General features: G+C 48.3%; 24 protein-coding genes and 1 pseudogene. 5 read left to right on the top strand and 20 right to left on the bottom strand.

Translation table 11 applies throughout. The features are described 5' to 3' along the window. Positions 1 to 62: 62 nt before the first annotated feature. The gene (locus HP567_RS12420) at positions 63 to 299 is read right to left on the bottom strand and encodes a post-transcriptional regulator (RefSeq protein WP_173608451.1); all 237 of its coding nucleotides are present in this window, start codon (positions 297 to 299) and stop codon (positions 63 to 65) included. 86 nt (positions 300 to 385) lie between these two features. On the opposite strand from HP567_RS12420, the gene spoVB reads away from it, so the two are divergent. After that, positions 386 to 1,972, top strand: coding sequence for a stage V sporulation protein B (spoVB, locus tag HP567_RS12415; protein WP_173608452.1), 1,587 nt, complete (start codon positions 386 to 388; stop codon positions 1,970 to 1,972). A gap of 3 nt (positions 1,973 to 1,975) precedes the next feature. On the opposite strand, the gene HP567_RS12410 is transcribed toward spoVB, so the two are convergent. After that, positions 1,976 to 2,689: a DUF421 domain-containing protein gene (locus tag HP567_RS12410; protein ID WP_173608453.1), complete on the bottom strand. Its 714-nt coding sequence runs from the start codon at positions 2,687 to 2,689 to the stop codon at positions 1,976 to 1,978. Positions 2,690 to 2,757: 68 nt separating this feature from the next. Further along, positions 2,758 to 3,735, bottom strand: coding sequence for a magnesium/cobalt transporter CorA (gene corA / locus HP567_RS12405; RefSeq protein WP_007717563.1), 978 nt, complete (start codon positions 3,733 to 3,735; stop codon positions 2,758 to 2,760). A gap of 130 nt (positions 3,736 to 3,865) precedes the next feature. Between corA and HP567_RS12400 the strand changes: the two genes are divergently transcribed. Further along, positions 3,866 to 4,282 (top strand): TIGR04086 family membrane protein, encoded by a 417-nt coding sequence (locus tag HP567_RS12400; protein ID WP_173608454.1) that lies wholly within the window; start codon positions 3,866 to 3,868, stop codon positions 4,280 to 4,282. A 49-nt stretch (positions 4,283 to 4,331) separates the two neighbouring features. Here HP567_RS12400 and yajC read toward each other — a convergent pair whose 3' ends face one another. From yajC to HP567_RS12355, 9 genes are all read right to left on the bottom strand, one after another. Next, on the bottom strand, positions 4,332 to 4,652 hold the full coding sequence (gene yajC / locus HP567_RS12395; protein ID WP_173608455.1) for a preprotein translocase subunit YajC: 321 nt from the start codon (positions 4,650 to 4,652) through the stop codon (positions 4,332 to 4,334). An 18-nt stretch (positions 4,653 to 4,670) separates the two neighbouring features. Next, positions 4,671 to 5,801 (bottom strand): tRNA guanosine(34) transglycosylase Tgt, encoded by a 1,131-nt coding sequence (gene tgt, locus HP567_RS12390; RefSeq protein WP_012685587.1) that lies wholly within the window; start codon positions 5,799 to 5,801, stop codon positions 4,671 to 4,673. A 117-nt stretch (positions 5,802 to 5,918) separates the two neighbouring features. Continuing rightward, entirely contained in the window at positions 5,919 to 6,947 is a 1,029-nt protein-coding gene (gene queA, locus HP567_RS12385; RefSeq protein WP_173608456.1) for a tRNA preQ1(34) S-adenosylmethionine ribosyltransferase-isomerase QueA, read from the bottom strand. A gap of 43 nt (positions 6,948 to 6,990) precedes the next feature. Further along, the gene (locus HP567_RS12380) at positions 6,991 to 8,925 is read right to left on the bottom strand and encodes a SpoIID/LytB domain-containing protein (protein ID WP_173608457.1); all 1,935 of its coding nucleotides are present in this window, start codon (positions 8,923 to 8,925) and stop codon (positions 6,991 to 6,993) included. 160 nt (positions 8,926 to 9,085) lie between these two features. Next, positions 9,086 to 9,304: a DUF2905 domain-containing protein gene (locus HP567_RS12375; RefSeq protein WP_012685583.1), complete on the bottom strand. Its 219-nt coding sequence runs from the start codon at positions 9,302 to 9,304 to the stop codon at positions 9,086 to 9,088. Then, positions 9,301 to 10,299 carry a Holliday junction branch migration DNA helicase RuvB gene (ruvB, locus tag HP567_RS12370; protein ID WP_012685582.1) on the bottom strand — a complete coding sequence of 333 codons (999 nt, stop codon included), beginning with the start codon at positions 10,297 to 10,299 and terminating at the stop codon, positions 9,301 to 9,303. The genes HP567_RS12375 and ruvB overlap by 4 nt, the downstream gene beginning before the upstream one ends. A gap of 4 nt (positions 10,300 to 10,303) precedes the next feature. After that, the gene (gene ruvA / locus HP567_RS12365) at positions 10,304 to 10,921 is read right to left on the bottom strand and encodes a Holliday junction branch migration protein RuvA (RefSeq protein ID WP_047072771.1); all 618 of its coding nucleotides are present in this window, start codon (positions 10,919 to 10,921) and stop codon (positions 10,304 to 10,306) included. After that, complete coding sequence (ruvC, locus tag HP567_RS12360; protein ID WP_106656748.1) at positions 10,918 to 11,418, bottom strand: crossover junction endodeoxyribonuclease RuvC; 501 nt, start codon at positions 11,416 to 11,418, stop codon at positions 10,918 to 10,920. The genes ruvA and ruvC overlap by 4 nt, the downstream gene beginning before the upstream one ends. 143 nt (positions 11,419 to 11,561) lie before the next feature. Next, complete coding sequence (locus HP567_RS12355; RefSeq protein ID WP_173608458.1) at positions 11,562 to 11,753, bottom strand: hypothetical protein; 192 nt, start codon at positions 11,751 to 11,753, stop codon at positions 11,562 to 11,564. Between the two features lie 132 nt (positions 11,754 to 11,885). Here HP567_RS12355 and HP567_RS12350 point away from each other — a divergent pair, with 132 nt between their 5' ends. Continuing rightward, on the top strand, positions 11,886 to 12,971 hold the full coding sequence (locus tag HP567_RS12350) for a hypothetical protein (RefSeq protein ID WP_173608459.1): 1,086 nt from the start codon (positions 11,886 to 11,888) through the stop codon (positions 12,969 to 12,971). 85 nt (positions 12,972 to 13,056) lie between these two features. Here the strand turns inward: HP567_RS12350 and HP567_RS12345 are convergent, their stop codons facing one another. Beyond that, positions 13,057 to 13,629, bottom strand: a complete 573-nt coding sequence (locus HP567_RS12345; protein WP_173608460.1) for a BofC C-terminal domain-containing protein — start codon at positions 13,627 to 13,629, stop codon at positions 13,057 to 13,059. Between the two features lie 214 nt (positions 13,630 to 13,843). Between HP567_RS12345 and HP567_RS12340 the strand changes: the two genes are divergently transcribed. Then, entirely contained in the window at positions 13,844 to 15,832 is a 1,989-nt protein-coding gene (locus HP567_RS12340; RefSeq protein WP_173608461.1) for a bifunctional 2',3'-cyclic-nucleotide 2'-phosphodiesterase/3'-nucleotidase, read from the top strand. A gap of 55 nt (positions 15,833 to 15,887) precedes the next feature. Here HP567_RS12340 and HP567_RS12335 read toward each other — a convergent pair whose 3' ends face one another. Both HP567_RS12335 and HP567_RS12330 read right to left on the bottom strand, forming a co-directional pair. After that, positions 15,888 to 16,916 (bottom strand): phosphotransferase, encoded by a 1,029-nt coding sequence (locus HP567_RS12335; RefSeq protein ID WP_173608462.1) that lies wholly within the window; start codon positions 16,914 to 16,916, stop codon positions 15,888 to 15,890. Positions 16,917 to 17,294: 378 nt separating this feature from the next. Beyond that, on the bottom strand, positions 17,295 to 17,819 hold the full coding sequence (locus HP567_RS12330) for a hypothetical protein (RefSeq protein WP_229088000.1): 525 nt from the start codon (positions 17,817 to 17,819) through the stop codon (positions 17,295 to 17,297). Positions 17,820 to 18,023: 204 nt separating this feature from the next. Between HP567_RS12330 and HP567_RS12325 the strand changes: the two genes are divergently transcribed. Beyond that, positions 18,024 to 18,434 (top strand): hypothetical protein, encoded by a 411-nt coding sequence (locus HP567_RS12325; RefSeq protein ID WP_229087999.1) that lies wholly within the window; start codon positions 18,024 to 18,026, stop codon positions 18,432 to 18,434. Between the two features lie 125 nt (positions 18,435 to 18,559). On the opposite strand, the pseudogene HP567_RS12320 reads toward HP567_RS12325, so the two are convergent. The 5 genes and pseudogenes from HP567_RS12320 to HP567_RS12300 all read right to left on the bottom strand — a co-directional run. Then, positions 18,560 to 18,613, bottom strand: a pseudogene (locus tag HP567_RS12320) (LysM peptidoglycan-binding domain-containing protein); the annotation flags it as partial. A gap of 148 nt (positions 18,614 to 18,761) precedes the next feature. After that, positions 18,762 to 19,625 (bottom strand): prephenate dehydratase, encoded by an 864-nt coding sequence (gene pheA / locus HP567_RS12315; protein ID WP_088906742.1) that lies wholly within the window; start codon positions 19,623 to 19,625, stop codon positions 18,762 to 18,764. Between the two features lie 22 nt (positions 19,626 to 19,647). Beyond that, positions 19,648 to 20,577: a homoserine kinase gene (gene thrB / locus HP567_RS12310; protein WP_173608464.1), complete on the bottom strand. Its 930-nt coding sequence runs from the start codon at positions 20,575 to 20,577 to the stop codon at positions 19,648 to 19,650. After that, a complete protein-coding gene (gene thrC / locus HP567_RS12305; RefSeq protein ID WP_173608465.1) occupies positions 20,574 to 21,656 on the bottom strand; it encodes a threonine synthase in 1,083 nt (360 codons plus the stop codon). The genes thrB and thrC overlap by 4 nt, the downstream gene beginning before the upstream one ends. Next, the gene (locus HP567_RS12300; protein ID WP_173608466.1) at positions 21,656 to 22,957 is read right to left on the bottom strand and encodes a homoserine dehydrogenase; all 1,302 of its coding nucleotides are present in this window, start codon (positions 22,955 to 22,957) and stop codon (positions 21,656 to 21,658) included. The genes thrC and HP567_RS12300 overlap by 1 nt, the downstream gene beginning before the upstream one ends. Positions 22,958 to 22,982: the final 25 nt, after the last annotated feature.

Below are 22,982 nucleotides of genomic sequence, written 5' to 3'. Positions count from 1 at the left end.
CCTTGCGTTTTTCGCGACATGTACGTATACGAAGAGGGCGACCAGAAGTTTCTATAAAATTACTAAGAATTTTTATACATTTGTATCATGAGGTAATTCATGTACTTGTTTGGCTTTAGAGACAATATGTCGTTGACAAGCTGGTGGATCGGTGGCATTTCTTTATAGCCGTTCGTGACGCATTCCCAAACATCTTCAGGCGCCACGTTGTCGTACCCCAAAAGAGCAAATTCCTCTGCCTTGCTTACACAAAGGCTTGCCACTTGCCCATACCATTCCTGTTTTTGCGCTTGGTCCATCCAATTTCCCCCTCAAAGTAGTCATGCCGACAGCGGCACGTCCATATTCTTTACTGAGTGAATTTATCCTTGCAAAGGAGCCTTCCATGAAACAATCCTTCTTTTACGGAACGGTCATCCTCATTATTGCTGGTGGCATCACCAAAGTGTTTGGCTTTGCTCACAGGATCGTGTTGTCGCGCATTATCGGAGCGGAAGGAATGGGGCTTTATCAGATGGTTGTGCCCCTTTTATACTTTCTGATTACTGTGACGACATTCGGACTTCCGGTTGCCATTGCAAAGCAAGTGGCAGAGACGGAAGCAGCTAATAATCCGCAGCAGACTCGCCGGTTTTTGTTACTAGCCTTGTCGGTCGCTGGCGGGATTAGCCTGTTCATTTGCGTCCTGCTCCTCTTGTTCTCTCAATGGATTTCCGAAATGCTATTCACAGACCCTCGTGCACACATCGTTCTGCTTGCAGCCATTCCGGTCATCCCGATTTCCGGCATTTCCCTTGTCCTGCGAGGATACTTCCAAGGCAAGCAAAACATGATCCCTACTGCCGTCTCCCAACTCGTGGAGCAAGTCGTCCGAATGGCACTGGTCGTTGTCATGACGATGTCGTTTCTTTCGGCAGGCATTGAGTACGCCACAGCAGGGGCTGTCGCCAGCATTATTTTTGGAGAAGCCGCCGGACTCTTGTACATTCTCTGGCAGTATCGCAAAGGCAGCAAAAAAGCAGCAACTCAGCTTTTGGATAAGCCTCTTCTGATGACGGTTTCAGCAAGCAAAAAGAGCTTGTCGCAACTCATCCATGTCGCTCTCCCTGTCACGCTTAGCCGCGTCATCGGCTCCATTGCTTACGTGCTAGAGCCGTTGCTTGTGCCATACGCACTGGTCATTGCAGGCTTTACCACCTCGACTGCTACTGGTTTGTACGGACAGTTTGCCGGGATGGCCGTTCCTTTGCTGCTTTTTCCTACTTTTTTAACGTATTCCTTGTCCGTTTCCCTCGTTCCTGCCGTTGCTGAAGCTGCCTATCAAAAAAATGCTCCACTCGTGCATCGCCGCATTTATCAAGCCATGCGGATTACACTCGTCATCGGAGCACCTTGTACCGTCTTGCTCACTATCTTTGCAGAACCTTTATGTGTCCTGCTCTACGGCAATGAATATCGGGAGGTTGGCGTGCTGTTAAAAGAGCTGGCACCGTTCTCCGTCTTCCTGTTTTTCCAAGCACCGCTTGCCGCCGCCTTGCAAGGTCTCGATTACGCTCAGGTCGTCTTTCGAAATACGCTGATCAGTGCCATTGTCAAAACTGTCGCTATGTTTTTTTTCACGGCTCATCCAGCATTCGGCATTCACGGCGCTGTCATTGCTCTTAATATCGGCATTACGCTTGGGACGTTATTGCATTTTGCTAGCCTGATCAAAAAAATCGGTTTTACGATCGACCTTCGGGAATTCGGCAAAATCGCGATCGCCATGCTTCTCATGGGTTATTCCGGTTCCTACATTGCCAGGCACTGGTTTATGGACATTTCGATTGGACAGCTATTGACTGCAAGCACCTTCATTAGCACCTTGCTGTACATTGTCCTGCTCGTCGCCATGCGCGTCTTGGGCAAGCAAGACGTACGTCGCATTCCGTGGATTGGCGAACAACTCGCCGTGTTCTTCCCTCGCCGCTAGCACTTATTGCTGCGGCTTGTCTTTTTTGTCCAAATACATGATGCCACGCTCGTCAATGCTGCAAAAAGACACCTCTCGAATGTCTTTGATTCCGTATTTCCGGATTTCTCGTTTGAGCCAAAGCTCGTTTTGTCCGATCTTGTTCAAGGCCTCCGTTCTCACCTTTCCATCGAGAATCAGCGGGATGGGCAGACCTTTGTACGAGACAAGACCGACCTGTGGCTTCTCCATCAACGCGAGATCTTCCCTCGAGACCTTTTCTTTTTGCTCCTTTAAAAACACACTCATCTGTCCAGTTGGCTCCAACAGCGCAAATTCAACATCCGCAATGTTTTTTACGTCTTTTTGCCGCAGATGTACCATCAAATCATCCATGTTCAAGCGATTGCGACGCATCGCATGTTCCCTGATTTGCCCATTTTCTATAATCAAATCGGCAGAGCCGTCCACTGTATCGCGGAATTTCTTGCTCTTTAATGACAGATAAGCGAAGGCGACTTCCAACAAGGCAATCAACAGCATCGGCAAATAAAACCGAAGAGCAGGCTTATCGACATCCTCAATCGCCAGTGCAGCCATTTCTGCAAGCATGATCGAGATGACCACATCAAAAACGGACAGCTTTCCCAATTCCCGCTTTCCCATTAACCGCACTAAAATCAGGAGGAAAAAATACGAGAAAAGGGTGCGAAGTAACACCATAGTAATATTATCCACTTACGCTGCCCCCCAAAGAACATTTGATAGTAGTGTTCAACAGGGGGCAGGGAAAGTATTAGCACCAATTACAGCCACTTTCGCTTGCGGAAAATGTGAAGCATGGCAAACGTCATGGCTAGCATAATCACGAGTGCCACGATCAGCATATAAGGTTCTGCTTCTTCTCCCAGCCATGCGAAAGTATTCATCCCGAACAGTCCGGTGATAAATGTCAACGGTAGGATGATCGTGGAGATGATGGTAAGAACTCGCATCGTCTCCGTTGTTTTGGCGCTAATGATGGTGTAGTACGTATCCAACGCACCGTTTACCAGATCACGGAAGGTTTCCGTTGAATCCGAAATCCGCTCCAAGTGGTCTGTTAGGTCGGTGTAGAACGGAACGTTTTCCTCGGAAATATCGAAGGAGTAACGGCCATTGACGTTCGCGAAAATTCTTTTTTGCGGCATAATCACACGCCTGATTAAAATAATTGTTCGCTTCAGCGCCAGGAACTCTTCGGTAATTTCCTCCATCTGATGTTCATAAATCTCGTCCTCCAGCTCGTCAATCCGCACACTAATCCGATCAATAATGGGAAAGTATTCATCGGTAATCCCGTCTACTATGGCATACAGCAAATAGTCGGGACCTCTGTTCAAGTAAGAAATGTTGCGGTGACACATGGCAGCGATCCGACCGATGGTATTCATCGGAGACTTGTGGATCGTCACGATGTAGTTAGGGCCGAGAAAAACGTTCAGTTCTACCGTTGTAATCTCGTCATCGCTTTCTTCATTGTAACGCAGGGCGTGAAAAACGAAGAAATAGTAGTCATCGTACTTGTCTACCTTGGCACGTGGACTGACGTGCAGGCAGTCCTCAATTGCCAGCGGGTGAAAGTCGAAAATCTTGGCAATATAGGGCAGTTCATTGTTTCCCACATCATACAGATCGATCCAGAGCAAATCCTCTGGTGATTTCAGCCATTGATCTTTCGTTGCCAGATCAACGTCGTGAAACATCTTCTGTTCAGAGTGGTTATAAAAGTACGTTTTGATCAATCTTCCTCACCCCCGTCTCGTTCCCCATCCATCATACGAAAATTCCTATCAATGTTCAACGCGAAGATGAATACGTGAGCCAAGCCTCTCATATAGATGTACAAACACTTCCAATAAGGGGGTACATACCGTGCGAAGTGCATCCACATCTGTACTGACCGGTCTCTTGTATACGACATGTCTAGTTTTAATTGGAGCGTTGCTCGCGACCCTGCTTCTTAGCTTTACCTCGATACGGGAAGGCACGCTGCCCTATTTTACGTACGTGATCAATGCCATCGCCCTCTTGATTGGGGGATTCGTTACAGGACGACGTTGTGGCGGCAAGGGCTGGTATTACGGCGGACTTACCGGACTCACATACTTCCTCTTCATCCTCTTGATCGGCTTCCTCGGCTTTGACGCACCAATGCAATGGGGGATCTTCCTGTTCTTGTTCGGCGCTTTTGGAGTGGCCGCGTTAGGTGGGATTCTCGGCGTGAATTCGGCCAATTCCAACAACAAGCACAAAGGCAGTAAACCTAAAATTATCAAGCCTCGCCGCTAAAACAAGACAGAAAAAAGCAGGTGGATCACCCACCTGCTTTTCGCATGTATTATTTGGATTCTTCTTTTGTCTCTTCGCTCTTCGCTGGTTCACTCTTCGCAGGTTCGTTGCTGGAAGAAACTACATTGTTGATCGCTCCACGATCAAAAGTAACGTTTACGTTGTGAGCAATACGCAACGTAACTGTATCATCAGACAGTTCTTGGATCGTTCCATGCACTCCACCGATTGTTACGATCTTGTCGCCTTTTTTCAGAGCAGCAAGCATAGCGTTGCGTTGTTTTGCCTTCTTTTGTTGCGGACGAATCAGCAAGAAGTAAAAAATCGCAAACATGATGATAATCGGTAAAAACTGAGTCAAGCCATCCATGAAAAAAATCCCCCTCGATTAAAAAGATCTATCTTCACCCAATCCATATTGAGCGAAAAACTGGTCGCGGAAATCTTGCAAGCGGTCTTCGGCAATCGCCTGACGCACCTGCTCCATTAACTTCACCAAGAAGTGCAGGTTGTGGTAGGTAGTTAATCGGATGCCAAAGGTTTCCTCCGACTTGACCAGGTGTCGGATGTAAGCACGTGTGTAATTTTTGCAGGTGTAGCAATCGCAATTTGGATCAAGCGGGGTAAAGTCGCGCGCGTATTTTGCATTGCGGATGACCAGTCTTCCCTGGCTTGTCATGCATGTCCCATTGCGGGCGATTCTTGTCGGCAACACACAATCAAACATGTCGATGCCTCGGATCGCTCCTTCGATAAGAGCATCTGGTGAACCAACCCCCATCAAATAGCGAGCTTTGCTTGTTGGAAGCAGTGGAACGGTATGCTCCAGCACTTCGTACATCAAAGGAAACGGTTCTCCCACGCTCAAACCGCCGATCGCGTATCCTGGGAAATCCATGGAAACGAGATCTCGTGCACTTTGTGCGCGCAAATCGTTGAACATTCCACCTTGAACGATACCAAACAGCGCTTGTTCGTTTGGACGAGTATGCGCCTTCAGACAACGCTCTGCCCAGCGGGTTGTTCGCTCCATTGATTTTTTTACGTAATCGTACTCCGCAGGATAAGGAGCACACTCATCGAATGCCATGAAAATATCGGCACCCAACGCGTTTTGAATCTGTGTAGCCTCTTCAGGACCAATAAACAGCTTCTCTCCGTTTAGGTGGGAACGGAAGGATACTCCTTCCTCCGTGATCTTGCGGAGGTTACTAAGGCTAAATACTTGAAAACCGCCGGAATCAGTCAAAATGGCACGGTCCCAATTCATAAAGCCGTGCAGTCCGCCTGCCTCGCGAACAATTTCATGCCCTGGACGAAGAAACAAATGGTACGTATTACTGAGGATGATGCCCGCACCAATCGCTTTTAACTCCTCGGGGCTCATCGTCTTTACTGTCGCTTGTGTACCGACAGGCATAAAGACAGGGGTGTCAATCGTCCCATGAGGTGTATGTAGCTTACCGAGACGTGCACCAGTTTGCTTGCATGTTTTGATTAACTCGTAGCGTACAGCCAAATCTTTGCACTCCTCAAGCTATGTATGTAAGTCTTACCTATTATAGAAAAACTTCTGGGTGAAGTAAACCCACCTGACTAATAAGTATACACTTATACAGGTGGGTTGTTCACATTTTTATAAAATTAGCATCGCATCGCCAAAACTGAAGAAACGATACTCCTCTTCCACAGCCGTTTTGTAAGCACGCATCACATTCTCTTTTCCAGCCAAAGCACTCACTAGCATAACGAGCGTAGACTTCGGCAAGTGGAAGTTTGTCAGTAGCCCGTCCAGGATGGAAAAAGTGTAACCCGGATAAATGAAAATATCCGTCCAACCAGAGGTTGCCACCAGCTTTCCTCCATTCGCGCGCCCTACTGTCTCCAATGTTCGGCAGGATGTCGTCCCGACAGCGATTACTCTTCTACCTTCTGCTTTTGCCTGGTTCACCAGCTCTACTGTGTCCTCGGGAATCTGATAGTACTCCGCATGCATAACATGCTCTTCCACGGAATCCGCTGATACAGGGCGAAAAGTCCCAAGTCCAACATGCAGTGTTACATAAGCCAGCTGTACTCCTTTGGCAGCGATTTGCTCCAAGTACGGCTTCGTGAAATGAAGCCCGGCTGTCGGAGCTGCTGCTGAACCGCGCTCCTTCGCATAGACTGTCTGGTAACGTTCACTGTCCTCCAGTTGCGCGTGAATATACGGTGGCAAAGGCATCGAGCCTAATTGGTCGAGAATCTCGTAAAAAATACCCTCGTACACAAAGCGCACGATTCGTCCACCTGTCTCTGTCACGTCTTCACAAACACAACGCAAAAGACCGTTACCAAAAACCACTTCTGTCCCCTGCTTCATCCGCTTACCGGGCTTCACCAGCGTCTCCCAGCGATCGTCACCAAGTGATTTTAACAAAAGGATTTCTATTTTCGCACCAGTCTCAGCCTTTTCACCAATCAATCTGGCAGGCAAAACGCGGCTGTCATTCATGACGAGTACGTCCCCTGCTTGGAGATGATCGATTAAATTGGTAAATTGCTGATGAACGATATTGCCTGTTTGTTTCTCTAACACGAGCAATCTCGATGAAGTTCGGTCTTCTAGCGGGTGCTGGGCGATCAAATGCTCTGGTAAATCAAAATCAAATTGTTGCACGTCCACGAAATCGTTACTCCTTTTTGCGGTAGATCTTGTGGCAAACGACTTACTTTTCGATTGTCACATCCTGGTAGTAGTGTTGCAAGATATCCTTGTAGTCATACCCTTCCTCTGCCATCGCACGTGCTCCGTATTGCGAAACACCAAGTCCGTGTCCAAAGCCAGTACCACGGAAGATGAACTGCGAACCATTGATTTTTTCTACTTCAAACTTCGTGCTACGCAGAGGGGAGCCACCTTGTTGAAAAACAGAACGCAAAGCATCCGGTGAAGAGACGACGATTGGCGTCCCGTTTGCTTCCATCGCGATCACACGTCCAGATGGACCGCGCTCTGTCACTTTCAGGCTCGTTACGTTTCCCGAAATGCGTGGAGCTTTGTTCTTGTCATGCGCGGCGTTGATCATGGCTGCGATCTCTGTAGAGGTAAATGGACCGCGCGTCCACGAATACGCATTTTCTTCTTTTACTTCTGAAAGGATCGTAACCTCTGCGCCAGTAGGGAGTACAGACAACACACGTTGTGTCGTTGTACTTGGACCTGAGCGCAAATTGGTATTCTCGGTCGAAATGACCGCGATTCTTTGGCCCGCTGAATTGCTTTGGCCCGTTTCGGTTACCAGATCATTTCTTACATAGCCGAGCGTGCCATCTGCTAAAGCCACCTTATACCATACGCTTGCATTGTCCATTGGATAGGTGTCTTTACTCTCGACAGATCGCAAATAAGGAACGGGATTGCCCCATACTTCTGTGCCGTCCGCTGTCATACCGCCTGCATTGGAATAGAAGAGCGACTCAGCAGGTTTGCCTTGGTAGTAAATGATTTCACCTTCAGTCTCGTCGACGGCCTCACGCACATCATCAGACTCTTTTGTATAACCATAATACGCCTGTTCGAAAACCGTATCAGACACATTGGCAACTCCATACTTATTGCCTTGCCACACAGCACGAGTTCTCGAAAGGACGGTCTGCGTTTTCAATGCTTCCAACGGCCAGCCTGGAGCCATTTCAGAGCCAACGACACCATACAGATACTCTTCCATTGGAAGCTCATTTACTAGTGTCAAGTGACCATTGTATTCCGACAGTTCCATCTCACCGCGATATGTACGCTGCTCTCGTTCCACAACGCCAATCACCGATTCATCGCCTGCTTTATTCGCTTCAACTGTCAGCTTAACTTGAGGGGAGAAAACATACTTCCAAATCACTTCATCTGGTGATCCGTATACATCCTGCTTCAATATAACATAAGATTGGCTGTCTGGCTCCTGATAGGAGAAAGAGGGAAATGCAGCGTTTGCTCTTCGTTTCAATTCTTTCACGGCATCAGGGCTAACCTCGTCACCGATCCAAACCGCATATTTGACTTTATCCCCATCGGATACCATCACGGGGTAAGCAGGAATACCTGCTGCTTCAAATGACGCTTGCCATTCTTGTGCTTCCTTTAAGCTTTTGAATGTACCCGCTTCGAGTCGATGCGGACCTTTTACCAGCGGATTCTGCCCGATTGCTTGGGCAACTGTTTTTGCCTGATTTGCAGCAGCCTGATACGTGTCATACGTTCCGCTTACAACCTGATAGACGGTCTGACCGTTACGATTAGCCACCTGGATTGAGCCTTCGTATTTTCGTTGACTCATTTGCTGTGCAATCTGTTGTGCGCGATTCCAGTCACCTGTTTCGGCAACGATCAGATGATATTCATCAACCCGGTAACGAGCTGCATCTCCCTTTAATTCGGGTAAATCTGTCTTGCCTTCGGGTCCATTGAGCACGACATCCATTCCATTTTCGGCAGTCAGCGTAATGGAAGGAACTACTCCCCGATAGCCTTGCCCTGTATCCACAAAAAGCGCAACTCTGATATTGTCGCCGGCTGCCTGCGCTGGTACATGTCCTCCTACGAGAACTACTGACAGCAGGCCCACCGAAAGGACTTTCCCCATCCATTTCTTTCTCATGTCGTCCATTGTCCTTTCTTCACCTGATTTACAACAAAAATTGGCATGTCTTCCCACTGTTTTTCGACAATCGCAGGCTGATCTCCTGCCTTTTTCGTAAAATGGGACCAAACGCCCGCACGCAAAAAAACCACCGGAACAATGAGCTCCGATGGTCTTCACATTTCCCCTATTTGAACAGCCGGAATAAATACATGCCAAGAGACAGGACGATGCTAATCACAATACAAGTCACGATCGGAAAGTAGAACTTGACGTTTTCCTTTTCTACCACGATATCTCCGGGCAAGCGCCCCAGCGGCAAAAATCTGCCACCTACCTGCCACAAAAGACCGATTACGATTAAAGCAGCACCACCAATAATGAGTAGCTTGGCTACAGGATTCACGATTTCATCTCCCGACCAAAGTGTTGGTACGCACTTGGGGTAAGAACCCGCCCCCGCGGCGTCCGCTGCATAAAGCCAATCTGCATGAGGTATGGCTCGCAAACATCTTCCACCGTTTGTGACTCTTCTCCGATTGTTGCTGCAATCGTATCCAGTCCAACCGGTCCACCGTCAAAGCGATCAATAATCGCTAGCAACAGCTTGTGGTCGATATGATCGAGACCGCAGGCATCCACTTGCAATCTTTCCAGCGCTTCCTTGGCAATCTCTGTCGTAATGACGCCTTCGCCTTTTACCTGGGCAAAATCGCGGACCCGCTTCAGCAAACGGTTTGCCACCCGGGGTGTTCCACGTGAACGTCTGGCAATCTCCTCTGCCCCGCCCTCTCGAATGACGACCTGCAGGATGTCGGCTGCCCGTGAAACGATAAAGGTCAGTTCCGGGACTGTATAAAACTCCAGGCGATTAACGACCCCAAAGCGATCTCTAAGCGGCGCGGACAGCATGCCAGCCCGCGTCGTAGCCCCGACCAGTGTAAATGGCGGCAAATCCAAACGGACACTGCGAGCACTTGGCCCTTTACCGATAATGATGTCCAGCGCAAAATCCTCCATAGCCGGATACAAAACTTCCTCGACACTTCGGTTGAGCCTGTGAATCTCGTCAATAAACAGGACGTCGCCTTCTTGCAAATTCGTCAAAATCGCGGCTAAATCACCGGGGCGCTCAATTGCCGGACCAGACGTCGTTCGGATATTCACACCCAGCTCATTTGCAATAATTTGCGACAAAGTCGTCTTCCCTAGTCCAGGCGGACCGTACAGCAGTACGTGATCCAATGACTCTTTCCGCATCTTGGCCGCTTCAATAAAGATTTTCAAGTTTTCCTTCACATGCTGCTGACCGATGTATTCGTTTAAATAACGAGGACGGAGGCTCAGCTCCGCCGCATCTTCTTCCCAATTCATATGCGTCGTGATGATCCGAGAATCCAAAATCCTACCCCCTCATGAGCAACGCAAGCCCTTGTTTGATGAGCTTTTCTACACCATCGCCCTCTTTTGATTTCTCAGACAGCGTGTTTCTGATTTTTTGCAGTTCACCATCAGAGTAACCCAGTGCAGTCAACGCATCGAGTGCTTCGTTCAGTGCAGACACAGCTTGTTCGCCTGCTGTCAAATCACCCGCTGCAACAGTCAAAATCGCAGATGGTGTGTACCCTACCAATTTATCCTTCAAATCGAGGATAATGCGCTGGGCCGTCTTTTTCCCAATCCCCGGAAATTTCGTCAAATAGGTAACATTCTCCTGTTGAACCGCCATCACCAGCTGCTCAGGCGTCGCCGCAGCCAGAATAGCTAATCCACCCTTTGGACCGATTCCGCTAACATCAAGCAGTTTGCGGAACAAATCGCGTTCGTCACGGGTAGCGAAGCCATACAACAAGATGGCATCCTCCCGAACGTGATGGTGGGTAAACAATTTGGTTTTGCTGCCTTCATACCGAACGAACTGGTACGGGTTTGGGCAAAACAGTCGATAACCAATTCCGCCGGTTTCGAGAACTATGTATTCCGAATCGAGATAACTAAGTGTACCTTCTACAAAATCAATCATTTCTTGACCCCTTCCGAAATGGAAATGAACGCGCGAAACTGTGCGTGCGTAATCGCAATGCCCAATGCGTCCGCCACGTCGTCAGGCTTTGGCACTTCTTTTAACCGCAATAGGAGCTTCGTCATTTCCTGTATTTGTTTCTTCTCTGCTCCCCCGTATCCAGTCACAGCTTGCTTGACCTGCATCGGGGTGTATTCATAGACCGGCACACCAGCCAGCTCTGCCGCAAGCAAAATAACTCCTCGGGCTTGACCAACTGTAAATGCCGTCGTCACGTTTTTATTAAAGAAAAGCTTTTCGACAGACATTTCATCGGGACGATATGTTTCCAGAAGGCTCTGCATTGCCTCAAAAATCTGTTTTAATCTAAGCGGCACTGGCAATCCTGCTTCTGTCTGAATGCTTCCATATTGGACGGGACGCAATTGGCTGCCCTCTTTATCCACAACCCCGAAGCCAACAATCGCAATGCCAGGGTCAATTCCTAAAATGCGCATAGTCCACTCTCCGTGAGCAAAGATTCTACTCTCTACTGTAACACAAAGCACCCAAAAAGCGAACGTGCATTTCCATTTTGTATCGAAGTTCAAAATATATAAAAACCCGCTCCCTATAAAAGGAACGGGTTATACGGCGTCTGTTAGTGTCTGTTCATTCCGAGTGAATCCGACACATCATGCTGCATGTGGGCATATTCGTCTACACCACTCTGCATGTGCTCTTTGATCTTGTTGATCTGTTGGTAATTGAGCTTGTTGTGTCCTTGGTTCAACTGAACGTACAAACGCTGATGGAACTGGTCTTTGTAGCTACCTCTAGGCATGGTAGACATGGTCTAAAGACTCCTCCTTCGATCACCGTATGAAATCAGTATGGCGTAAGCGCAAGGGCGTTATGATACCAAGATTTACGCCACATGAGCCAAACCTATTGTTGAAACGATAAGTTGTGGAGGTGTTGGTTCTTGCGCAGCAAAGTCCTTATTTTTTGTATATGCTTTTTCGCAATCGCGCTATCCATGCCGCACTCTACGCTTGCCAAAGTCAAGAATGACATCACGGTCACCGTTTCAGTGTCACCCGATTCCTCCTTCCAAACGACCATGTCCTTCCGTGATCAAAAGCAATTTGCGAAGCGGATATTGAGTTCTGCTACCGAAGTCGCCTCCTATAACCCGCACTGGGTACGTGCTACATTGACCGTAAAAAAACGAACGTATGTATATGATCACGACGGCCAGCTTTATGAAAAAAAAATGCCTCGTCGCTATGTGTTGGCACACGATGTTCGCCAGCGGATCGAAGAAATGGTCAAGTCAGTAGAGGCAGTCCATTTTGCACAAGCCATTCCTTGGGAGCAGGTGAAAAAAACGTTAAAGCGGATGGAGTTCGGTACCGTAATTGATTTAGAAACAGGACTACGTTTTGATGTCCAGCGCAGAGCAGGTAGTCGCCATGCCGATGTTCAACCCTTGACGCGCAAGGATACACAAATTATGAAAAACATTTATCAGGGAAAATGGTCATGGAAGCGCAGAGCCATTCTGGTAGAGGTAGACGGTACTTATTTTGCAGCATCCATGCACGGAATGCCTCATGGCGCTGGTGCGATTAAAGGAAATGAATTTCCGGGGCATTTTTGCATCCACTTTTTTGGCAGTTCTACCCATCGACGCTCAGAACCCGATCCTAGTCACAGCATGATGATTCTCAAAGCCTCGGGAGCACTTGCCACTACACTAAAAGGGGCGTCTCCTGAAGAATTGGTCGGCTACTTCCTCACCGCTTTGCATGAACATGACACTCATGCGATGCGAATGACAACAGATGGCTTCACACTTCCAGAAGGACTGTCCGCGATCGAGTCTGTGCGAACCTCTGAAATTGTCATCCCCTCAGACGAACGTGGTCCTCTCTTGATAGAGGTTCCTGTTCGACTCGCGTACATCGCCCGTGAAGGCGGGAATTTTCGACGAACATGGAAGTTTCTTTTGCGCCGCGAAGTCCCGGGGGAACGCTGGCAAATCATAGGGGTTGAACTGAATCCATAGCAATGAAAATAAAAATCCCTTTCCAGTACAATCCGTGTTTGTTACACGAAAGGCTCGAAAGGGATTTCTTTTGGTCCACCTGTTTTCATTGGCCACTCCATTGGTATTCGCCATAGGTGGACAATACACTGTTATACTCTGCCAAATTCCGAATGCGAATCCCTCGTTTCAGATTCTCCCATTCCTCTTTTGGCAGACTCGCTTCCATTTTCGCAGTATCGATTCGATAAAAAGTTTGCACGACATCTTGTTCAGCAGGCAGACCATGAAACAGGGTAAGCATGCCGTCCGCAGCTATTCCGATATGTCCATTCTCTTTGCACGCTGGCGCAATATCCTGCTCTCGCTTCATTAAGGTCAACTTGACAGGTTCTGCTTGTACAATTTCCCATCCACTATAGTTGCCCATGACGTCTGCCAGTTGATTGGTACGAACGGATACATGCTCTTCATCTCGCACCCCACACAAATAATGGCGAGCTAAAACCAACTCGTACGACGGACTCGCAACTACATCTGCATTGCCTGTATGGTTTAGTAAACGCGCAAGACTTGAATCGTTTCCGTCATTACCCACGAACAGGATACCGACTACGACGCCTGTAGCTAAAGCTACACCCCACGTCGCGTATACCATCCACTTTTTGTTCTCAGTCACTTAGAACCCCTTCTTCATAGGCTTTTCTTCCTATCATTGCCACAAAGAAACAGGGACATACGCGACTAAAGAGGGATTGACGTTATATTTTTTTATTTTTGTCAATACAAAAAATTAACATACTATTTCATCTCGCCATCTATCCAGCCTTTGAATCTAATGATAAACTATTTTTGCTTGGCATTATTGTAAACTTATGGAGGTCATTTCAAACATGAAAAAAACGAACAAAAAAATGCTGACCGCTTTTCTCCTCAGCACTTCTTTGATTGTTGGCGCACTCTCTTTTCCTCTTACTCCTGTAAGCGCGCAAACAGGTTCTGTCCTCAAGCTTCGCCTGCTGGAAACGACAGATATCCACACCAACATCGTTAACTATGACTACTACCAAGACAAAAACACAGACGAGTTTGGCCTCGCAAAAACAGCGACATTGGTCAAAAAAGCAAGAGAAGAAGCGAAAAACAGCATCCTGATCGACAACGGTGACTTGTTGCAAGGAAACCCATTGGGCGACTACGTGGCAAAAATCGACCCGTTGAAAGCTGGAGATACTCACCCTGCTTACAAAGCAATGAACCTGATGGACTATGATGTTGCCAATATCGGTAACCACGAGTTCAACTTTGGTTTGGAGTTCTTGGACACCAGCTTGAAAGGTGCGAAATTCCCTTACATAAACTCCAACGTCTATGTAGACGACAAGGACAAAAACCCTGACAATGACAAAAACATGTTCACTCCTTACGAAATCCTGGAGCGTACTTTTAAAGATGAGGACGGCAAAGATGTAAAACTCAAAGTAGGTGTAATCGGTTTTGTTCCACCACAAATTATGCAATGGGACAAGGCTAACCTGGAAGGAAAAGTAATCGCGAAGGACATCGTGGAAACTGCCAACAAATTCGTACCTGAAATGAAGAAAAAAGGTGCGGATATCATCATCGCAGTTCCTCACTCCGGAATTGGCCCTATCGAGGGTGGTCCTCAATTGGAGAACGCTAGCTACCAGCTGAGCAAAGTAGATGGCATCGATGCGATTCTGTTCGGACACTCCCACTCCGTATTCCCAGGCCCTGGATTCGATAAAATTCCAGGCATTGATGCAGAAAAAGGAACGCTCAACGGTAAACCAGCCGTTATGCCTGGCTTCTGGGGTAACCACCTCGGCGTGATCGACCTTACGCTGAAACAAGAAAACGGAAAATGGAAAGTGGCTGATTCTGCTACAAAAGTAGTTCCGATCTATGACAAAGCAAACAAAGCATCCTTGGCTGACGCAGACAAAGCTATCGTAGAAGCAGTAAAAGAAGATCACGATAAAACGGTTGAATGGGTTCGCTCCGCTGTAGGGAAAACATCTTCCCCGATCTTCAGCTACTTTGCACTCGTACAAGATGACCCATCTATCCAAATCGTAACCAATGCACAAAAATGGTTTGTTGAGAAAAACGTGAAGGGTACAGAATACGAAGGCATTCCAGTTCTGTCTGCTGGTGCACCATTTAAAGCAGGCGGCCGCAACGGAGTAAGCTACTACTCCAATATCCCAGCTGGTACAATCGCCATCAAAAACGTATCTGACCTGTACATCTACCCGAACACACTGAAAGCGGTTCTGGTTGATGGAGCTACGGTGAAAGAATGGTTGGAGCGCTCCGCTGGACAGTTCAACCAAATCGATGCGAAGAAAACAGATGAGCAACCACTCATCAACGAGTCTTTCCCAACGTACAACTTTGATGTCATCGACGGTGTTACTTATCAAATCGATGTTACACAGCCATCCAAATACGCTGTAGATGGAAAAGTAGCAAACAAAGATGCAAACCGCATCAAAAACCTGTCTTATAACGGCAAACCAGTAAAACCTGAAGACAAATTCATCGTCGTAACCAACAACTACCGTGCAAGCGGCGGCGGTGCGTTCCCGGGTCTGGATGGCAAAAACATCGTAATCGATTCTCCAGATGAAAACCGTCAAATCGTAATCGACTACATCCTGAACCAAAAAAATATCGACCCAGCAGCAGACAACAACTGGTCTTTTGCTCCAGTAGATGCGAAGCTGAATGTTACCTTCACTTCTTCTCCTGACGCGAAACCATTCGCTGAAAAATTGTCCAATATCAAGTTCATCAACGTATTGGAATCCGGATTTGCGAAATTCTCGATTGATTTGTCCAAGCCTGCTTCCAAGTAAGCTTGCCAACAACACAAACATCCCTCTTACGAGAGGGATGTTTTATTTTATCCGACTATCCAACAAAATGGTAATGCCCCCACGGAGAGCGCGAGAAAATTCGTTCTCCGTCGTTTAAAAAGCGTTGGCGATTCGCCATCACTTTGCCTTCCATCTGGATCAGTTGCATGACACCCCGCATGTGGTAACCTGGGCGCTGACTATACAAGCCCGTTACCTCCCGCAAGAAATTATCCGGATAACGAAGCAATTGATGAACAGCCCAAATCTGCGTATCAGATAAATAGTTGACATTACTATAGGCTTCCATCGCTTCCACAAAGGAATCCATGCGGTACTCTTGCATCAATAGCATCCGCGACATCAATTGTACAAGGTCAACAAGCTGAAGATCATGACCTACTGTATCAAGGTCAATCAAATAGCAATTGCCTCGCTCCGTAAGCAAAAAGTTATGACTCGCCACGTCTCTGTGCGCGAGCGTCCCCCTCTCCATGGCTAAAAACATTTCTGGCGTCAGAGGCAGTTTGTAGGCAGATTCCAGGAGCTCCTTGCCATCCCGAAGGACATGATCTGCCTGTTGGGAAATGAGTTGCTCCAGTTTGCTCTGGGGTCCCTTCTGTTCAATCGACCACATCAAACGCTCAAAGTATTCCAAGCGGCTCTCCCATTTATCTAAAAGAGGCGGTTTTCCTTCATACGCATAGGAATGAGCAATAGGAAAACCCTGAGCTGCGACATGAAAACGTGCCAATGTCTCTGCTGTTTTTTTAACATCGAAAAGAGAAGCGTTATCTGCTTCATGCCCATCAATCATTTTCATAATGGTGTAATGGCGGTCTTCAAATGCAAAAATTTTGGTCCCTTCCTGATTCGCCACATATTGCACCGTATGATGAAAGCCCTTCTGATGTAGTGCATCTGCTAACTCTGTCACCCACACAGCTTTTTCGACCTGCTTATATCCTTTGAGTATCCAATGCCCCCGGTCTGTTTTTAACAGGTTGACGTTTCGCTTCGGCTTCACCCCGTAGATTTGACAGCGAAAAGCCTTTTCAATGGTAGATAAGATTCCTTTGTTCATCCCATACCCTCTCAGTAAGAAGAGGATTCTTCATGCCCATCTCCCCAGTTCGGCCAAACCCCTTGTTCAGGCATGGAAGCCATACACGGGGAAGGCGGGAACATCATGTTATTGTGAATCCCCTGTGGAGAACGATTGTACTTGCCTTTTCGGCCTCTGTACTCCCGGACTTCAGAAGAACACTCACATGATGATGACTCAACTGGTTCCGGGCACACAGGCTTCTTCGCTCGTGGCCGCTTTAATGGCATGGGTGGAAATGGTGGTGGGCATGGATAAGGAAACGGCATCGGTCTGATGTGTGGTGGGAAGATTGGAAATGGATTGATTGGTCGAATTTGTTCTGGACTTACAATCGGTCGATTTGGTACAAACGGGCTAATCCACGGTGGGCAAGGCGGAAATGGTGGGAATGGTGGGAATGGTGGCATGAACGACGGTGGGAATGGCGGGAATGGGCGCACCTGTGGCATTGGCCTGCGCTCTTGCTCCGGACTTACCCTCGTCGATGGCTTCAGCTTCTGTTGCGGGCTTACTTTTGAAGGTGGCTTGTGCTGCTGTTGTGGGCTCACCTTTGAAGACGGCTTCTGCGGCCGTAACGGACTCACCCTTGGGGGTGGATAGTTTGGCTGCATTGGTTGCAACGGACTTACCCGTGGTGGATAGTTTGGTTGCATTGGTTGCAATGGACTTACCCGTGGTGGATAGTTTGGTTGCATTGGTTGCAACGGACTTACCCGTGGCGGTGGGTAGTTTGGCTGCATCGGTTGCAATGGACTTACCCGTGGCGGTGGGTAGTTTGGCTGCATCGGTTGCAATGGACTTACCCGTGGCGGTGGGTAGTTTGGCTGCATCGGTTGCAATGGACTTACCCGTGGTTGCGGATAATTCGGCTGTGGGCAAGGTGGGCATATATTTGCTGGCGGTCGTGTAGGCTGTAAGGGCAAGACCTGGGTCGGTGGTCTATATGGAATGTAGGGCACATTTTGATTCGGTGGAATCGCCGGTGGATAAATATACGGGCTCACTCTGGTTGGAGGTGGAGTCGGTATAAGTGGGCGTATAGGCACAGGCGGAACCGGAGGCTGCACATCTGGATTCCCTGAAATGTTCGGTGGTTTATACGGTGTTGGTTTCTCAATCGGTTTCTCAATCGGTTTCTCAATCGGTTTTTCACTTGGCTTCTCGATTGGTTTTTCGATCGGCTCCGTTGGTTTTGGAATCGGCTGTGTTGGTGGTGGAGGTGGTAATGTTGGTGGTAATGTTGGTGGTAATGTTGGTGGTAATGTTGGTGGTACCGTTGGCCTGACTACCTCTGGGGACACAGAAGGAACTGGTGGTCTTGGCATTTCTTTGGGAGGTCTCGTAGGAATGGGAGCCGGCGGTAGAGTAGGTCTGGTCTCCTCCCTGGATTCGATTTCCACTTCTCCTGATTCTTCCGGCTCAATTGGCCGCCTTTCAATTTCTTGCGGTACCTCCATCTCTTCCTCTTCCGTAATCGGTCTTTCTTTCACATAAGGGGCCGCCTCACTCATTGGATGCGGGGGTGTCGTTCTTTGCGATGGTCGGACAGGAACTTGTTTCGCCGGAATCTTGATTCTCGCTCCAGGATAAATTGTATCGGGAGTTTTTAATTGACTATTAAGGCGTAACAGTTCTTTGTAATCGACGCCATATCTTTTGGCGATCTTCCACATCGTATCGCCTTTTTGGACGATGTGTATTCTCAATGTTTTTCTCCTCCCTTGCACCAAACTCCCTAACATCGTATGCAGTCATGGGCGTTTTGCTCCTTGACGCCATTCCTTTGTTGGGAGAGAGCAGAAAAAGAAAAAACCAATCCCTCTAGGAATTGGTCTGATGCATATAAAATGGATATGTCCCGAGCTGACGAACTTGACAGCCAATGGCTTCAATCTCCGCAAACGCCCCTGGCAACAAGACGTCGTCCATCTTCTGCTCAATGTCGATGACAAAATAATAGCTTCCGAGTGCTTTCTTCGTCGGACGTGATTCGATGCGAGACAAGTTGACCTTTCTCCACGCAAAAGCAGCAAGCACTTGATACAATGCTCCTGGGAAATCTTCTGGCAGCGTGACCAGTATCGTCGTCTTTTCCTTGCGGGAAACCGGCAGATCAAGACTTTCCAGACCGACGAGAACAAATCGCGTGTAGTTATTCGAATAATCTTGAATTTGTTCACGCGCAAACTCCAATGGATAGATCTCTACATTTAATCGAGTACCTACAGCAGCCCACGGCTCTTCTGGATGCTCACTCACCATTTTTGCAGCCAATGCCGTACTGTTTACCGTTTCGATCGCTGCTTCTGGCAAATTCTCACGCAAAAAGTTGTGACTTTGCGCAATCGCTTGAGGATGTGACAGCACTCTCGTAATCGCGGACAATGGCAATGGATGCTCTCGTTTTGCCACCAGCAAGTTTTGCGTAATGGGCAGTGCAAGCTCCGCCAAAATAGGCAAATCTACTTCGTGAATGAGCCAATCCAGTGTAGAATTGACCGTTCCTTCAATGGAGTTTTCCATCGGTACGACACCGTATGCCACTTCCTTTTTGGAAACAGCGTCTAGTACTTCAATAATACTTGGGTACGGAACGAAAGATAGCTTTTGTCCGAGCGACAAGATACGCGCTGCTTCTTCGGTAAACGTTCCACGCGGTCCTAGAAAAGCAAGTTTCTTCTCCATGGCTACTCCTATCCACTATGGTCTATCTCTGATGGATTTCTACCTGTACGCCATTTTCGTCCGGTTGCAAGATCATCACGCGGTACGAGATGTCGTGCCCTTTCATCACTCTGTCCACAAATGCACGTAGCTTCTCTAATTCTTCATCCGAAGAGAAGAAACAGAGGATCGTCGGTCCAGCGCCGCTCAAAGCAGCCCCGAGTGCCCCGTGTTCAGTCGCTTTGTCCAGGATTTCGTTCAAGCCAGGTACAAGCTTTGCTCGATACGGCTGATGCAGCCGATCCGACATTGCCCGTCCCATCAGGTCGAGTCTGCCTTGTGCCAGTGCAGCAACTAGCAAACTACTATGACCCACATTATATACAACATCCTCTTTGCTGTACACCTGTGGCAAGACGTTCCGCGCTTTTTCTGTCGAGAGCATGAATTCTGGGATCACGACGAGAGTTTGCAATCCCGCCGGGGCAGAAAATCGCACATAAGGAACGGGGTCTCCTGGTACTTCCGGCATTGTTGCAACAATAATACCACCAAACATCGACGCTCCGGCATTATCCGGATGCCCTTCCAGGCGGGTTGCCTTTTCAAACAATTGCTCACGCGTAAACGGTTCGCCAGCGAGATGGTTGGCCGCTACGAGTGCACCTACAATCGCAGCCGCACTGCTCCCCAATCCTCTTGTCAGGGGGGCATCACTGGAAGCACGGATCGCGAGCTCAGGAATGGCGAGACCTGCTTCTTGAAACAATCCCGCCGCAACTTTGTACAAAAGATTGTTTTTGTCCGTCGGTGTTCCTTGCAGCTCCTTGCCCATCATCTCTACTGTCGTATGATCACTGATTTCCATTTCTACAACAGAATACAACTGGAAGGCCATTCCCAGCGCATCGAACCCCGGTCCCAGATTCGCTGTCGATGCCGGTATGGTTACTTTTACACGCCGTCCATTCATGATACAAATTCTCTCCCGCTTTGACGAACCAGCTCCATTACAGCTTCATGTGTCGCCGGAACTGAACGCGGCTCTTCACCTACCAGCTTCAAAGCAATATTTGGATCTTTTAGTCCGTTTCCAGTCAACACGCACACGATCTGGCTGCCAGGTTGAAGCCTTCCAGCCTCATGGAGTTTGATAATACCAGCCAGCGATGCTGCCGAGGCAGGCTCACAAAACACGCCTTCACTCTTCGCCAGCAAATGATAGGCATGCAAAATCTCTTCGTCCGTTACACTATCGACAAGACCACTTGATTTCGAAATGGCATTCAAAGCGCCATCCTTGCTCGCCGGGTTGCCAATGCGAATCGCTGTCGCAATCGTTTCCGGGTTGGCTACGGGTTCGCCATGAACCAGCGGCGCTGCCCCTGCTGCCTGGAATCCGTACATCTTCGGTAAGCGACTCGATTTTTTGGCTGCGAAATATTCCTCGAAGCCCTTCCAGTAGGCTGTAATGTTACCTGCGTTACCAACCGGAATAGCCAAAATGTCAGGTGCGTCCGTCAGCGCATCGCATACTTCAAATGCCGCAGTCTTTTGTCCTTCGATCCGGTAAGGGTTCACGGAATTCACGAGTGTAATCGGCTCTTTCGCTGTAATTTCGCGAACGATATCGAGCGCTTCATCAAAATTACCGTCAATCGCGATGACTTCTGCACCATAAGCGATGGCCTGTGCCAGCTTGCCCAGTGCGATATTGCCGTTCGGGATCAGGACGATACAACGCAAACCTGAGCGTGCCGCATACGCCGCAGCTGCTGCTGATGTATTCCCCGTCGAAGCACACATGATTGTGTTGCTTCCCTCTTCTACCGCTTTGGCTACAGCCATGACCATGCCTCTATCTTTGAAAGAGCCGGTCGGATTGAGCCCCTCGTACTTGACGTACAGCTCTACCCCCAATTGTTTGGACAGGTTCGGAGCATGGATCAGGGGTGTATTTCCTTCATGCAAGCTGACCAGCGGAGTTTTTTCCGTGATCGGGAGAAATTCCCTGTAACGTGCCAGAATGCCAGACTGTCGATTAGAACCCATTATTTGTCTCCCCCTTCTACACGGTAGCAGCTCTGCACAGTTGATACGATATCCATCTGTTCCATGTAAGCCAGTACCGCATCCATGTCACTTTTTGAGGACAGGTGTGTAATCATGATTATCTCCGCTTCACGTCCGTTGTTGAACGGTTGCTGGATGACCTGCTCGAGGGAAATATTTTTGTCAGCCAACAGCTGCGTAATTTGAGCAAGAACACCGCGTTTATCTGCAACTACGATGCGCAGGAAGTATTTAGAGAATTTTTCGCTGTCTTCTTTCAGCACTTTTTCTTTGTATGGAGCAACCATTCCGCGTCCATTCACTCCTAGCTTTCTGTTTTTGACGACAGTGACCAGGTCAGACACAACGGCGGTAGCAGTCGGTAATTCACCTGCGCCCGGCCCGTAAAACATGGTTTCTCCTACCGCTTCCCCATGTACGTACACGGCATTAAAGACACCATTTACGGAAGCGAGTGGATGAGATTTCGGAACCAGAGTCGGCTGCACACTTACCTCAATCGCCTCTTCGTCACGACGAGCCAGTCCGAGCAGTTTGATTTCATAACCCAGTTGCTTGCCATAGGCGATATCTTCCTTGCTCACGGAACTGATCCCTTTTACGTCTACATCTTCGAGCTTCATCGGTACACGGAAGCCCAGCGTTGCCAGAATCGCCATTTTGCGGGCGGCATCAAAGCCTTCCACGTCGGAGGTTGGGTCCTGCTCCGCATAGCCCAGTGCTTGCGCTTCTTTCAATACCTCGCTGTATTCTGCGCCCTCTTTGCTCATTTTGGTCATGATGTAATTGGTCGTTCCGTTGACAATCCCCATCATTTTCTCGATACGGTCTGAGGAGAACCCTTCTACTAACGCACGCAAGATCGGTATACCACCTGCCACACTCGCCTCGTAGAAAACGTCACAGCCCTTTTCTTGCGCTTTCTCTAAAATTTCGGCTCCGTGCAACGCCATCAGATCTTTGTTGGCTGTTACTACGTGCTTGCCTCGTTCGAGTGCACCCAAAATGTATTCCTTTGCAGGGTGAATGCCGCCAATCACTTCTACGATGACTTCAATTTCTGGATCATCCAAAAGGCTAGCAGGATCAGTGGTCAGCGCGCTCTCCATGGATGGAATATTACGAGATTTTTCCGCATCCTGAACTAGAATACGGGAAACCTCAATACTGAGGCCAGTTTGCTTTTGTAAATCCTCCTGATGGGCTTGGATAATGCGTACGACACCAGTCCCGACTGTTCCAAAACCCATTAACCCCAATTTAATGCTCTGCTTCTCCATGTCTCTCTCCCCTGCCTTTTCTTTG

Origin of the sequence: Brevibacillus sp. M2.1A, from assembly GCF_013284355.2 — a bacterium.
Classification (GTDB): Bacteria; Bacillota; Bacilli; order Brevibacillales; family Brevibacillaceae; genus Brevibacillus.
This window is presented reverse-complemented; position numbering and strand designations above follow the sequence as displayed.

Excerpts from the sequence above, each read along its gene's own strand:
- HP567_RS12420 (WP_173608451.1), bottom strand. The coding sequence starts at position 299 with ATGGACCAAGCGCAAAAACAGGAATGGTATGGGCAAGTGGCAAGCCTT.
- thrB (WP_173608464.1), bottom strand. The coding sequence starts at position 20,577 with ATGAATGGACGGCGTGTAAAAGTAACCATACCGGCATCGACAGCGAAT.
- pheA (WP_088906742.1), bottom strand. The coding sequence starts at position 19,625 with ATGGAGAAGAAACTTGCTTTTCTAGGACCGCGTGGAACGTTTACCGAA.
- HP567_RS12300 (WP_173608466.1), bottom strand. The coding sequence starts at position 22,957 with ATGGAGAAGCAGAGCATTAAATTGGGGTTAATGGGTTTTGGAACAGTC.
- spoVB (WP_173608452.1), top strand. The coding sequence starts at position 386 with ATGAAACAATCCTTCTTTTACGGAACGGTCATCCTCATTATTGCTGGT.
- HP567_RS12340 (WP_173608461.1), top strand. The coding sequence starts at position 13,844 with ATGAAAAAAACGAACAAAAAAATGCTGACCGCTTTTCTCCTCAGCACT.
- HP567_RS12325 (WP_229087999.1), top strand. The coding sequence starts at position 18,024 with ATGTTCGGTGGTTTATACGGTGTTGGTTTCTCAATCGGTTTCTCAATC.
- ruvA (WP_047072771.1), bottom strand. The coding sequence starts at position 10,921 with ATGATTGATTTTGTAGAAGGTACACTTAGTTATCTCGATTCGGAATAC.
- ruvC (WP_106656748.1), bottom strand. The coding sequence starts at position 11,418 with ATGCGCATTTTAGGAATTGACCCTGGCATTGCGATTGTTGGCTTCGGG.
- thrC (WP_173608465.1), bottom strand. The coding sequence starts at position 21,656 with ATGGGTTCTAATCGACAGTCTGGCATTCTGGCACGTTACAGGGAATTT.
- HP567_RS12380 (WP_173608457.1), bottom strand. The coding sequence starts at position 8,925 with ATGGACGACATGAGAAAGAAATGGATGGGGAAAGTCCTTTCGGTGGGC.
- yajC (WP_173608455.1), bottom strand. The coding sequence starts at position 4,652 with ATGGATGGCTTGACTCAGTTTTTACCGATTATCATCATGTTTGCGATT.
- HP567_RS12335 (WP_173608462.1), bottom strand. The coding sequence starts at position 16,916 with ATGAACAAAGGAATCTTATCTACCATTGAAAAGGCTTTTCGCTGTCAA.
- HP567_RS12355 (WP_173608458.1), bottom strand. The coding sequence starts at position 11,753 with ATGTCTACCATGCCTAGAGGTAGCTACAAAGACCAGTTCCATCAGCGT.